Genomic DNA, 12,778 nt, shown 5'->3' with positions numbered 1-12,778 from the left:
CATGGCTGACGAGATCCTGTCCCAGGAAGAGGTCGACGCGCTATTGCGCGGTGTGACCGGGGAAGAGGACAACGACGGTGCGGACAGCGACAACGGTGGCGTGCGAGCCTATGATATCGGCCGCCAGGAACGCATTGTCCGCGGCCGGATGCCGACGCTCGAGATCATCAACGAGCGTTTCGCGCGCAACCTCCGTATCGGCTTTTTCAACTTCCTGCGCCGAAATGCCGAGATTTCGGTCGGCCCGGTGCGGGTGCTGAAGTACAGCGAGTTCATCCGTAACCTGGTGGTGCCGACCAACCTCAACCTGGTGCACGTCAAGCCCTTGCGTGGCACTGGCTTGCTGATTTTCGACCCGGACCTGGTGTTCCTGGTGGTCGACAACCTGTTTGGCAGCGATGGCCGCTTTCACGTGCGGGTGGAAGGTCGCGACTTTACCCCGACCGAGCAGCGCATTATCCGCAAGATGCTGGAGGTGGTGTTTGCCGAGTACCAGAAGGCGTGGGAGCCGGTGTACCCGATCGAGTTTGTCTACCTGCGTTCGGAGATGAATACCCAGTTCGCCAACATCGCCACCCCGACCGAGGTGGTGGTCGCCGCGACCTTCCATATCGAGCTGGGGGCCGGCGGCGGCGATTTCCACGTCTGCCTGCCGTACTCGATGATCGAGCCGCTGCGCGACTTGTTGGCCAGCAGCATGCAGGCCGACCGTACCGAGGTCGATAACCGATGGATCAACCTGATGCAGCATCAGGTGCAGGCTGCCGAGGTGGAGCTGGTCGCGACTCTGGCACAGACCAAGGTGACCTTGGGTGACATCCTCAATCTCAAGGTCGGCGATGTGGTGATGGTGGATGTGGCGGAGAAGGTGGTAGCCGACGTGTCGGGCATTCCGGTGCTGGAGTGCAGCTACGGCACGGTGTCCGGCAATTACGCATTGAAAGTGGAAACGATACTGTCCGGGGCGCAGGAGCTGTTTGAGCCGCCGCCGAGTGGAGAGCAAGAAGATGAGTGAACAGCAGGGTTTTGATCCGGATTCGGTTGCCGGAGCGGTTGACGAAGAAGTGTCCATGGACGACTGGGCGGCTGCCATGGCCGAGCAGGAAGTGGCGGAAGCCACTGCCGCCGAGGTAAAACCGGCCACCAATCTGTTCCAGGATCTGTCAGGCAGCAGCCAGAGCCAGGCGGCGCCGCAGAATCTGGACATGATTCTGGATATCCCGGTGCAGCTGACCGTCGAGCTTGGGCGAACCAAGATCGCGATCCGCAACCTGTTGCAGCTGGCGCAGGGCTCGGTGGTGGAGCTGGACGGTCTGGCCGGCGAGCCGATGGACGTGCTGGTCAACGGCTGCCTGATCGCACAGGGCGAGGTGGTGGTGGTCAACGACCGTTTTGGTATCCGACTGACCGATATTATTACGCCTGTCGAGCGTATCCGCCGGTTGCAGAAATGAAACGATTGCCGATTGTATTGCTGTTGCTGCCGCTGTCCGTCAGCGCTGCCGTGCCCGCCGCTGCCGCGGGCACTTCGCCTTTGTGGGGCCTGGTGCAGGTGATGCTGGCGCTGGGCCTGGTGCTGGCGCTGATCGTCGGTGCCGCGTGGCTGTTCCGCCGTGTCAGCATGGGCGGCATGCTCGGGCGCTGGCAGCCGGCCAAGGTGGTCAGTGGCGTGATGGTCGGCCCGCATGAGCGGGTCGTGATCGTCGAGCTGGAGGGCCAGTGGCTGGTGCTGGGCGTGACGGCGAAGCAGGTCAACCTGCTGACCAGCATGGCACGGCCGGAAAGTGCGGCCAACGCTGCCGCCGCGCCGGCGACCACGCCACCATTTGCCGAATGGTTGGCCGCAGCCGTGGCCAAACACCGCCGACCTTCATCCAACGATACGCCATGAGCAAATACCAACGATTGGGCATGCTGGCACTGCTGATGCTGCCGCTGGGCGCTCATGCTGCCGGCCTGCCGATGATGACTAGTTCGCCGGATGCGGCTGGCGGGCAAAGCTACTCGCTGAGTCTGCAGATGCTGCTGTTCATGACCGCGCTGAGCTTCATTCCGGCGATGGTACTGATGATGACCTCGTTCACGCGCATTATCATCGTGCTGTCGCTGCTGCGTCAGGCGATGGGGACCATGCAATCGCCGCCGAACCAGGTGCTGATCGGGCTCAGCCTGTTCCTCACCATCTTCATCATGTCGCCGACGCTGGACCAGGTGTACACCAATGCCTGGGTGCCGCTGTCGGAGAACCGGATGTCGTTCGAGCAGGCCGCGACCGAGGCGGCCAAGCCGATGAAGGCGTTCATGCTGACACAGACGCGGGAGAAGGATCTGGCCTTCTTCATCGAGATCTCGCGCTCGCCGGCACCGGCGACCCCGGCCGAGGTATCGCTGAAGACGCTGATCCCGGCCTTCGTGATCAGCGAACTGAAAACCGCGTTCCAGATCGGTTTCATGGTGTTCATCCCGTTCCTGATCATCGACCTGGTGGTGGCCAGCATCCTGATGGCGATGGGGATGATGATGGTGTCGCCGGTGATCATCTCCCTGCCGTTCAAGATCATGCTGTTCGTGCTGGTCGATGGCTGGACGCTGCTGCTCGGCTCGCTGGTGCAGAGCTTTGGCGGGAGGTAGGCCATGACGCCAGAATCGGTCATCACCCTGATCCAGAATGCGCTGTTTATCCTGATCATCGTCGCCGCGCCGCCGCTGGCTGTGTCGCTGCTGGTCGGCCTGCTGGTCAGCATCCTGCAGGCGGCCACCCAGATCAACGAGATGACGCTGACCTTCATCCCCAAGCTGATCGCCATGTTCCTGGTGCTGGTGCTGGCTGGGCCGTGGATGCTGACCACGCTGATGGACTACACCACGCAGCTGTTCCAGAACATTCCACTGGCCATCGGCTGACATGTTCGCCATCAGCGATGCCCAGATCAACCTGCTGGTTGCCTATTTCATCTGGCCGTTCTCGCGCATTCTCGGCGTACTGCTGGCCGATCCGCTGTTCGCCTCGCGCAGCATTCCGCGCCGCTTCAAGGCCGGTTTTGCGCTGCTGCTGACGCTGCTGGTGGCGCCGCTGCTGCCGCCGCTGCCGACAGTGCCGCTGGTGTCGGCGGCCGGTGTGCTGATCGTGCTGCAGCAGTTGCTGATCGGCATCATCATCGGCTTCGTGATGCGCATCGTGATCACTGCGGTGGAGCTGGCCGGCTTCATCATGGCGACGCAGATGGGCCTCGGCTTCGCGATGTTCTTCGATCCGCAGCACGCGGCGCAGGTGCCTGCGGTGTCGCGGGTGTTGACCGTCCTCACCACGCTGCTGTTTTTGGCCTTCGATGGCCACCACATCCTGCTCACCGCGCTGATGGACAGCTTCGACAAGATGCCGATCGGCGTCAGCGTGCCGGCGCTGTCGCTGCGCCTGCTGGCGGAGTGGGGGAGTCACCTGTTTCTGTGGGGGCTGTGGTTGTCACTGCCGGTGGTCGGCAGCCTGCTGGTGACCAACCTCGCCATCGGCGTGATGACGCGGGCGGCGCCGCAGTTCAACGTGTTTTCCTTCGGTTTTCCGCTGACGCTGATGATCGGCTTCATCGCGCTGTACCTGGTGCTGCCGTTGCTGGAGCCGGCGATCTCGCAGATTTACCGCGACGGTTTCGGCTTTATCAGCAAGCTGCTGATCGCGCCCTAGCTTTTTGCTAAAATCGGCACCCTGCGTTATCCGATTCATTTTGCGGCGTGCACGCGGTACGCCGCCGACTTTTACTCGATTGAGGCTGCTATGGCTGGTCACAGCAAATGGGCGAACATCAAGCACAAGAAAGAACGCGCTGACGCCAAGCGCGGCAAAATTTTTACCCGCCTGATCAAGGAGATCACGGTGGCGGCCAGAATGGGCGGCCCGGACCTGGATTCCAACCCGCGCCTGCGCCTGGCGGTGGACAAGGCCTGGGATGCCAACATGCCGAAGGACAACGTGCAGCGCGCGATTGACCGTGGCGCCGGCACGCTGGAAGGCGTCGACTACATCGAGTGCCGTTACGAAGGCTACGGTATCGGCGGGGCGGCGGTGATGGTGGACTGCCTGACCGACAACAAGACCCGCACCGTGGCCGACGTGCGTCACGCCTTCTCCAAGTACGGCGGCAATATGGGCACCGACGGCTGCGTGGCCTTCCAGTTCACGCACTGCGGCTATCTGGTGTTTGCGCCGGGCGTGGACGAGGACGGCCTGATGGAAGCGGCGCTGGAAGCCGGCGCCGACGACGTGATCACCAACGACGACGGTTCGCTGGAAGTGATCACCGGCCCTTACGAATTCAGTGCCATCAAGGCGGCACTGGAAAAGGCCGGCTACAAGTCGGAAATGGGCGAGGTGACCATGCGCCCGCAGAACGAGACCGAACTGACCGGCGACGACGCGGTGCGCATGCAGAAGCTGCTCGACGCGCTGGAAGACCTCGACGACGTGCAGGATGTCTACACCTCGGCGGTGATGGACGAGTAATCCCGTGCCTCATTGAAAAAGACCTGCTATCGAAGTCTTATACCCTAATGGCACATATTCAGGCTAGCGAGCAGCTAGGCTCCATGTAAACACTGCGTTCTTGGTGGTGTAGCGCTGTATGTATGAATACATCCTAATACATACAAACTTTATGGGCCGGAGGAAACTCTGGCCCTTTTCATTACAGCGTACGCTTATCCAGACAAGTGGGTTGTAAGGGGATGTCTCGAGCCGACCCGAAGCAGTCATCTGGACATTGATGATGCAAGACCGTTACCGACCTACTGCGGGCACAACTTCACCGACAGACGCGTGTCCTTTTGAAAGCAAAGCTGCCGCTCAGTGATTTATCTGAGCGGCAGCACATCGGCCATAGCTGTCTTTCGCTTACCCAAATAAAGACGACTGCTTTCATATTGAAAGCAGCCGTAAAAGTATCCGGTACTGGAACCCAAGACCGACGGTTTCCGCAACTATGCGGCACCAGGACTGGAAGGCGTCATGGGCGAGTTGTTGCTCGACAAGGCACAGCTGCTGATGCTGAACGCGCCGGAGATGACAGTGTTGATCGGCGGCCTGCGCGCGCTGAACGCCAACAGCGGCCAGACCCCGCATGGCCTTCTGACCAAGCGGCCGGAAACGCTGAGCAATGACTTCTTCGTCAACCTGCTCGACATGGGCACCAAGTGGCAGCCGGGCAGCACCGCCGGCGTACTGGAAGGGCGCGATCGCCACAGCGGCGAGTTGAAGTGGACGGCAACGGTAGTGGATCTGTTGTTCGGCTCCAACTCGCAACTGCGGGCGCTGGCCGAGGTGTACGCCAGCAGCGATGCCGGGCAGAAATTTGTCAGCGACTTTGTCGCCGCCTGGAACAAGGTCATGCACCTGGATCGCTTCGAGCTGGCATAAGCCGCGCCGCCTGCGGCCAACCTGCAACGAACAGGGCAAACCCGGTCATGGTTTGCCCTGTTTTTTCTCCGGGCAGATCCCCGTCAGATCAGCAACGTCAGCTTCTCGCTGAGCCGGCAATCGACCGCGCTTGCGGAGCGCGCGCAGCGTCGTATTTCCTGGATCAGACAATCGACAAAGCATTTTGCCGCCACACTGCGGGTGGTATCGCGCCGGCTGATGATGCCGAGCTTGCCGGTTTCGAACTGCTGCTCCAGCGTCATCACCCGGATCCACTCCAGCATCGGCTCCGCCACCAGCAGCGGCTCGGGGCAGTAACTGAACATGTCGGCATGGCGCACCAGCGATAGCAGCAGGGTCAAGGAATGCGCCCTGACCAGCCGCTGCTCATCGATCTGCGCGCCATGCTGCCAGAACAGGTTGTGCATGAACGGCTCGTAGGAAGTCGGGCTGTAGTTCACCACCCAGTCCGCTTCCAGCAGTTGGTGCAGCGAGCTGCTGTTTTCCAGCGGGTGCCCTTGCCGGGCGATCACCACATTCTGGTACAGCAGCAAGTCTTCGCACTCGAACTCCTGTGCCGGCATGGCGGGAATGTGGGGCGCGACGACAAAATCCAGCTCCCCGTTGCGCAGCCTGGGCAGCGACACCGCCGACAAGCCTTCGAACAGCTCCAGCCGCACATGCGGCATCTTGGCGCGAAAGCGGCGCACCACAGCGGGCAGAAAAGTCAGCTCGATAAAGGGGGTGACACCGACGCTCAAGCGCCCTTCGGCATGGCCGCGCAGCAGCGACAGCTCTGCCTCGGCCCGCTCCAGCTGGCCGACGACAAGCCGGGCATGGCTAAGCAGCGCCGCACCAAACTCCGTGAAAGTCACACCGCTGACATGCCGGATCAGCAGCGGCAACTGCTGCTGCGCCTCCAGCTCGCGCACGGCTTTGGTCAGCGCCGCCTGCGACAGGCCAAGCCGGCGCGCCGCGCCACGGATACTGCCGCAATCGGCAATCGCCACCAATGCCTGCAGTTGATGAAGTTTCATCTCGCCCCCCCTGACAACCTTAGGTAATCAAGATAACAAAACTGGTTCTCCCGAAACAAAAAATCGTCAATTAAGATGATTTTCAGCAGCCCCGCTTTCCTGTGGCGGCAACGAGGAGACACAACATGACAGACCCGGTCCTGCCAGGCATCCGTGCCATCGAAAAAGAGATGGTCGAACTGCGCCATCAGATCCACGCCCACCCCGAGCTCGGTTTCGAGGAGTTTGCCACCAGCGATCTAGTCGCCGAATGTCTGAGTGCCTGGGGTTACCAGGTACACCGCGGCCTGGGTGGCACCGGCGTGGTCGCTACGCTAAAAAACGGTAATGGTGACAAACGGCTGGGCTTGCGCGCCGACATGGACGCGCTGCCGATTGACGAGGCCACCGGGCTGCCCTACGCCAGCCGCCATGCCGGCAAGATGCACGCCTGCGGCCATGATGGCCATACCGCCACCCTGCTGGCCGCCGCCAAGTATCTTGCGGCCAACCGTGATTTCAACGGCACGCTCAATCTGATTTTCCAGCCGGCGGAAGAAGGCCTGGCCGGTGCCCAGAAAATGCTGGAAGACGGGCTATTCGACCGCTTCCCGTGCGATGCGGTCTTTGCCCTGCACAATATGCCGGGCTACCCGACCGGACGCTTCGGCTTTCTGCCCGGCGCCTTCATGGCCTCGTCGGATAGCGCCATCATCAAAATCAAGGGCTGTGGCGGACACGGCGCCATGCCGCATGAAGCGGTGGACCCGGTTGTGGTCTGCGCCTCGCTGACCATGGCGCTGCAAAGCGTGGTGGCACGCAATGTGCCGCCGCTGGAAACCGCCATCGTCACCGTGGGTGCGATCGTCGCCGGGCAGGCACCGAACGTGATTCCGGATAACGCCGAAATGCGGCTGTCGATCCGCTCGCTCAACCCGGCGGTGCGCGAACTGCTGCAACAGCGCATTACCGCCCTGGCCGAAGCCCAGGCCGCCAGCTTCGGCGCACAGGCAGAGGTCGACTACCAGCGGCGCTATCCGGTGCTGGTCAACACTGCCGCCGAGACTGAACTGGCCAAAGCCGTGGCACGCGACTGGCTGGGCGAAGACGGCCTGATCGACAACATGACACAGCTCACCGGCAGCGAGGATTTCGCTTACCTGCTGCAGCAATGTCCCGGCTGCTACCTGATTGTCGGCAATGGCGACGGCAAAGGGGGCTGCATGGTGCATAACCCGGGTTACGACTTCAACGATGAAATCCTGCCGCTGGGCGCGACCTACTGGGTCAAGCTCACCCAGCAGTTTCTGGCCTGATCAGTTTTACCCCGACCGGATCAGCCAAAGAGCCGCGACCGGTCAACCATAACAATTACAAAGCACCTGAATGCAGTGACCCCAAGTCAACCAAGAGAAACTTACCATCATGTCTACCAGCCTCACTACGCCGGCTCAAGCCGTCGGACGCACACTCGACCGCCCGGGCAAAAAGCGCGCCAGCGTGCGCTCCATCGCCGCCATTACCCTGGGTAATGGCCTGGAGTTCTTCGACTTCACCGTCTACACCTTTTTTGCCACCCTGATCGGCCGGCTGTACTTCCCGGTTGACTCCGCCTTTGGCCAGCTGATGCTGTCTCTGGCGACGTTCGGCGTCGGCTTCGCTGCACGCCCTTTGGGCGGTATCGTTATCGGCGCCTATGCCGACCGTGCCGGGCGCAAACCGGCGCTCATGCTGACGCTCTGGCTGATGGCGCTTGGCTCCGCTATTTTCGTGGTGACCCCGAGCTATGCACAGATCGGGCTGGCGGCACCGGTGCTGATTGTGGTCGGCCGGCTGCTGCAAGGCTTCGCCATTGGCGGCGAACTTGGCGCCTCGACATCGCTGCTGCTCGAATATGCCGACGACAACTCCCGCGGCTACTACGGCAGCTGGCAGCTATTCAGCCAGTCGCTGAGCATTCTGCTGGGCTCGGTGTGCGGGCTGGCGCTGACGAACTTCCTGTCAACCGAGGCGCTGGAAAGCTGGGGCTGGCGGATTCCGTTTGTACTGGGCATGCTGGTGGTACCGGCCGGCCTGTACATCCGGCGGCATCTGCACGAAACCGCCGATACCTCCAATGCATCCGAAGGACTGGGTAGCGTAGCGGAAGTCTTCGGGCCGTATCGCCGCCAGCTGGTAGCCGGCGTCCTGCTGGTGATTGGCGGCACCGCCGCTAATTACATCATCCTCAACTACCTGACCAACTATGCCGCCACGGTGCTGGGCATGCCGCTCAAGCTGGCAATGTGGGCCGGGCTGACCGGCGCGGTGGTATCGATGCTGATGGCACCACTGGCAGGCATACTTTCCGATCGCATCGGGCGCAAACCGTCCATCCTGTGGCCCCGCCTGGCCCTGCTGGCGATCATTTATCCGGCATTCGTGCTGTTGAATGCCCATCCCACACTACCAACCCTACTGACAGTCACTGCCGGCCTGGCGCTGATACAAGTGCTACACACTGTGCCTTCGGTCGTCATCCTGCCCGAGTTGTTCCCGCGGCGGGTACGCGCTACCGGCATGTCACTGGTTTACTGTATCGGGGTGCTGCTGTTCGGCGGCTTCGCACAGTTCATCGCCACCGGACTGATCCGCCTGACTGACAACCCGAATGCACCGGCGCTGTATGTCATCGGCTGCGGGCTGCTGTCGCTGATTGGCTGGGCGATGGTGCGCGAAACAGCCGGTCGACCGATCGAGTAAGCCGCAGCCCGCGCTGACTCACAGTTAAAGCGATGTGATGGTAAACCGGCTGTAGCAACAGGCTAAAGAGCGGAGTCTTCTTTAATCGCGCAAATATTTGGTACTCAGTCTACGCACGAGAAGCAACGCCGGTCTTTTTTCTTTTGAACAGCCGTTTGAAGTCTGAAGCGGACGTAGTCACAATGTCTGTGACCGTCTGCTTTGGCCGAGTTGTACGCGTAAGGCTTCCGTCAGGTATCAGAGTGCAGCTGCTGTTCAAATGACTGCTCTGCCAATCTGCTGAACGGCAACTACTAGCCGTGCAGCCAAAAGGGCCCCCCAGACCTGCATTCGCCTGGAGGCAGTTGCCATCATTTCAGTCACCCAGCACCTTGCGAATTGCTCGAGCAAAGCCGACCTCGAACACCGTCCGACCGCGCTCGTTAACGATTTCGCCATGGCTGCCTTCCCGCAGGCCACGTTCTTCCAGATAGGCTGGGGAAACTGCCTTCTGCAAGGCTTCGCGTTCGGAGGGTGTTAGCTGTGCTGATAGCGCGAGCACGGTCACCGGCTGCATTCCGGGCGCAGCAGAAACTGTGGCACCCAGCGGGCGTCGGTCCACGGTCACCTGTGTGTTGGCTTTGAGGGTGTTGAGCTGCGCCTTCAGCTTGTCTCGCTCGCTGATGATGGCCTGCATGATGGAGCGAATGGCGGGGTCCTCGATACGCATTAAGTAATCATGACTCGCCAGTGTCTTGGTCGGCTTGGGGGCTGGCGGCCCAGCGTAGGCTGCCCAGGCTTCGATGAGCGCTTTGTAGTCGGCAGACTGGGCGTTGTAGAGGGCCCGGCCCTTCATGATGCCTTCGGCCTCGACCAAGCGGCCGATAGCCGATAGCGAGAAGTCGCGCGAACCCGCTTCATTTTGCTTGCGGCAAAGCTCGTGCATTCTCGTCAGATTGTTGCGGCGGTTCGAGCGCTCGGCCTTTGAAAGCAGCGACTCCAGTACCGCATCCGGGTGGATATCAGTTCTACTACTCATTCATCACTCCCAAGAAGGGTCTGGCGCCCGAGCGGGAACGCTTGTGCACGATTGGACGCGGGCAGCAGCGTGGCAAGGTCGAGGTCAAAGTGCTCACTGAGGCGCACGCCCGCATCCATCAGGCCAATCACTTCACGCTGGCCAAGCGCAGGGTTCTGCGGATTCATCTGTGTAGCGAGATGGCGCATGAAGGCATTACCGACGCGTAGCTGCTCGTCTTCACTCAGCAGCATAAACACAGGTGGCAAATCGTCGCGATAGAGGACGGCATCAAGGAGCTGGCTGCGGCGAAACACCGCCTTGCCCGGCTCTAGGTCAGGGTAGATTTCGACGTTTTCGCAGACGCCAGCGAGTTGCAGCAACTCCGACTCGGTTTCCTCGAAGACTGTCTGCACATCGCAGAGGGTGCCGGCGGCCACCAATTGCATGCCGTCACTATTGCGTGCTTCGAGTGCCGCCTTACAGCGTTCGATGAGGCGCCAACAGGCCACCAGGTCTTCAGCCAGGTCGCTAAAGCGCTTCATCGCGCTCTCCCACAGCCGCTCAGCCTGCCGGTAGGCATCCAGCCGGGCGAAGGGCTGACCGGCCTCTTCCGCATCGACTTTGTCCTTCTTCAGGGCCTGTAGGTCATTTTCACGGGCCAGGCAGGCGTTGCGCGCCTCGTCGAAGTGGTAGCCGAGCGTGTTGAAGTGGGCGGCCAGTGCCGGCAGGTAATGCGGCGCGGTCACAAACCAGCGGCATCGCACGCAATTACGGCTACCGCCCGGCACCGGCCCGTATTTGGGGGCTGAAGCTGAGCCAAGGTTTGGCCCGCCGTTGTAGCAGCCGCCCACGCAACTGTTGTCTTCAGCCTCGCTGGTATTGCCACCAACCAGACAGAGTCCGTGGTGCATCGGCATCCAACCCACCGGGTTACGCGCCGCCGGATGCTGCGGAATGGCAGCCGCGAGTGAGGGTACGCTGTTGCAGATGGCCTGCTCCAGCAGGACCTTGTGCTCGGTGTCGAGCAAGAAGTTCTGGATGCTTGCGTCCTTGGCCGCCTCCAGTCGCTCGGCGGCACCAAGCAGTACGTCGCGGACATGCGTCGCGCCGGGCTTGGTGTAGTAGAGCGTCATCAGCAGGCGGCTGTGGCCAACCAGCTTTTGCAGGATGGGAAACGGCACCTGACCTTCGAGCGCCAATGCGGTGATGAGGGAGACGCGTAGGCTGTGCAAAGGAAACAGGGTCGTCTGGCCATTGTTCTGCTCTTCCCGCGGCGGCAGGAAGCAAATCGGTGTGCCGTTGCTATGGGTCTCTCTCCGGTCAGCCAGTCGCAATTCCAGTGCTTCAAGCAGGCGGAACCAGCCTGAGAACATCAGCTTATCCGACAGGGGGAAATTATGTTCGCCGTCGCGTGCTTCTGGCAGGCGGAAGAGGAAACAGGCGTCGGGGTAGCTCGCTAGCTGTACATCACTCTTCGCATTGAGGTGGCGACCATCCAGTTCCGACCACGACGTTCGCCGAGAGACTGGGTTGTACTTCTCCTGCCAGTTGCGCAACTTCTCCAGCCAGTAAAAGACATCCTGATGCACCGGCCCGCCGAAGGACCACGGCAACACGTAGCCCTTCTCGGGACCCGACTTGGCGATGTCCGCGGTCTTGTTGGTGTTGATGTAGAGCACGGTCGGGACCGCCTCGCCATCGGCGAGCGGCGCGCTGCGGCGAAACACCCCCTGTTGCAGGGGACGCCGTTCGCTTCCTTGTGCGAGCCGGCTTGAGTTCAATGCCCAGTCGCCGTCTGCGTAACGCCAGGTATCCGCTTCGCCCGAGTCGAGCATCCGTACCTGAAAGGTGCGTAGCGGCAGGATGAGCTTGGTCAGGAGTGCCACCCAGCGCACCGGGCTCCACATTTCCAGGCGCGTTCCGTTCCTCATCGGGCGCTCGCGCCACACGCAGTCCGGGTCGTTTAGGTCAATCTGTTCCTCGGTCACCTCGAACCAGTCGGGCGCGGTAGTCCCGCGTGAGCCTATTTCGCGACCTAACGCAGCCTGCGCCCACTGCCAGTCACGGAAGTGCGGCCCCGCCGCCAGCATCTGGCGTAGCTCGTCGATGTAGCCGTAAGGGAGCGGGGAATGCACGCTCTCGTCGCGCCGAGGCAGGCTGCCGGTGGACATCCGGGGCACCGGATTGTGGAAAGCCGGCGAGACCACCGGCTGGCCATGGTCGGTGGCTTCGCTGAAGTCGCGCAGCAGCACGAAATGCAGGAAGGCATGGGTATAGTTGTTGTATTTGATGCCTCCCGCCGAATCAGGGCATGCCGTCCGGTAGAAGTCGGGCAGAACGGTGGTGCGCGCCAGGAACACTGCTGGGTCGAGCGGTAAGGATTGCTGGACGAGGTAGCGCTCTAAGAAAGCCACCAGCGCCGCGAGCCGGTCGCTAACCCCGCGCGTTTCGCCTTGCAGCCACGCGACCGCCAGAACGCGCCACGGTTCGAGCTGCGGATACTCCCGCGCAACCCACCCGAGGGAGGCGTCCGTCTCGCGCTTAATCCCTTTTTTCTTGAGTGCTGGGAGGGTAGCGGCTTCCGATTCGGACGTTTTCTTCTTTTCGATCATG

At 61.6% G+C, this 12,778-nt stretch carries 13 protein-coding genes; 10 read left to right on the top strand and 3 right to left on the bottom strand.

Translation table 11 applies throughout. The features are described from left to right. Window position 1: 1 nt before the first annotated feature. The 8 genes from fliM to PQU96_RS05375 all read left to right on the top strand — a co-directional run bounded on the left by fliM (window position 2) and on the right by PQU96_RS05375 (window position 5,407). Window positions 2-1,015 (top strand): flagellar motor switch protein FliM, encoded by a 1,014-nt coding sequence (gene fliM / locus PQU96_RS05410; protein WP_272771223.1) that lies wholly within the window; start codon window positions 2-4, stop codon window positions 1,013-1,015. Beyond that, window positions 1,008-1,454: a flagellar motor switch protein FliN gene (fliN, locus tag PQU96_RS05405; RefSeq protein WP_272771222.1), complete on the top strand. Its 447-nt coding sequence runs from the start codon at window positions 1,008-1,010 to the stop codon at window positions 1,452-1,454. Before fliM ends, fliN begins: the two co-directional genes overlap by 8 nt. Beyond that, the gene (gene fliO / locus PQU96_RS05400; RefSeq protein ID WP_272771221.1) at window positions 1,451-1,891 is read left to right on the top strand and encodes a flagellar biosynthetic protein FliO; all 441 of its coding nucleotides are present in this window, start codon (window positions 1,451-1,453) and stop codon (window positions 1,889-1,891) included. Before fliN ends, fliO begins: the two co-directional genes overlap by 4 nt. Beyond that, a complete protein-coding gene (fliP, locus tag PQU96_RS05395) occupies window positions 1,888-2,631 on the top strand; it encodes a flagellar type III secretion system pore protein FliP (RefSeq protein ID WP_272771220.1) in 744 nt (247 codons plus the stop codon). Before fliO ends, fliP begins: the two co-directional genes overlap by 4 nt. Before the next feature lie 3 nt (window positions 2,632-2,634). Continuing rightward, complete coding sequence (gene fliQ / locus PQU96_RS05390; RefSeq protein ID WP_272771219.1) at window positions 2,635-2,904, top strand: flagellar biosynthesis protein FliQ; 270 nt, start codon at window positions 2,635-2,637, stop codon at window positions 2,902-2,904. A gap of 1 nt (window position 2,905) precedes the next feature. Then, window positions 2,906-3,682, top strand: a complete 777-nt coding sequence (gene fliR / locus PQU96_RS05385) for a flagellar biosynthetic protein FliR (RefSeq protein WP_272771218.1) — start codon at window positions 2,906-2,908, stop codon at window positions 3,680-3,682. A 90-nt stretch (window positions 3,683-3,772) separates the two neighbouring features. Then, window positions 3,773-4,498, top strand: coding sequence for a YebC/PmpR family DNA-binding transcriptional regulator (locus PQU96_RS05380; protein WP_272771217.1), 726 nt, complete (start codon window positions 3,773-3,775; stop codon window positions 4,496-4,498). Between the two features lie 501 nt (window positions 4,499-4,999). After that, window positions 5,000-5,407 carry a peroxidase family protein gene (locus PQU96_RS05375; protein ID WP_272771216.1) on the top strand — a complete coding sequence of 136 codons (408 nt, stop codon included), beginning with the start codon at window positions 5,000-5,002 and terminating at the stop codon, window positions 5,405-5,407. 83 nt (window positions 5,408-5,490) lie between these two features. On the opposite strand, the gene PQU96_RS05370 is transcribed toward PQU96_RS05375, so the two are convergent. Further along, window positions 5,491-6,444: a LysR substrate-binding domain-containing protein gene (locus PQU96_RS05370; protein ID WP_272771215.1), complete on the bottom strand. Its 954-nt coding sequence runs from the start codon at window positions 6,442-6,444 to the stop codon at window positions 5,491-5,493. Window positions 6,445-6,569: 125 nt separating this feature from the next. Between PQU96_RS05370 and PQU96_RS05365 the strand changes: the two genes are divergently transcribed. Continuing rightward, window positions 6,570-7,739, top strand: coding sequence for a M20 aminoacylase family protein (locus PQU96_RS05365; RefSeq protein ID WP_189372341.1), 1,170 nt, complete (start codon window positions 6,570-6,572; stop codon window positions 7,737-7,739). 184 nt (window positions 7,740-7,923) lie between these two features. After that, complete coding sequence (locus PQU96_RS05360; RefSeq protein WP_272771214.1) at window positions 7,924-9,165, top strand: MFS transporter; 1,242 nt, start codon at window positions 7,924-7,926, stop codon at window positions 9,163-9,165. Window positions 9,166-9,520: 355 nt separating this feature from the next. On the opposite strand, the gene gmtX is transcribed toward PQU96_RS05360, so the two are convergent. Both gmtX and gmtZ read right to left on the bottom strand, forming a co-directional pair. Further along, window positions 9,521-10,183, bottom strand: a complete 663-nt coding sequence (gene gmtX / locus PQU96_RS05355; RefSeq protein WP_272771213.1) for a gamma-mobile-trio protein GmtX — start codon at window positions 10,181-10,183, stop codon at window positions 9,521-9,523. Next, complete coding sequence (gene gmtZ / locus PQU96_RS05350; RefSeq protein ID WP_272771212.1) at window positions 10,180-12,777, bottom strand: gamma-mobile-trio integrase GmtZ; 2,598 nt, start codon at window positions 12,775-12,777, stop codon at window positions 10,180-10,182. The genes gmtX and gmtZ overlap by 4 nt, the downstream gene beginning before the upstream one ends. Window position 12,778 lies beyond the last annotated feature (1 nt).

It is taken from the genome of Vogesella margarita, assembly GCF_028548475.1.
In the GTDB taxonomy this organism is placed as follows: domain Bacteria; phylum Pseudomonadota; class Gammaproteobacteria; order Burkholderiales; family Chromobacteriaceae; genus Vogesella; species Vogesella margarita.
Note: the sequence above shows the minus strand (reverse complement) of the source record. Positions and strands in the feature narration are given on the sequence as shown.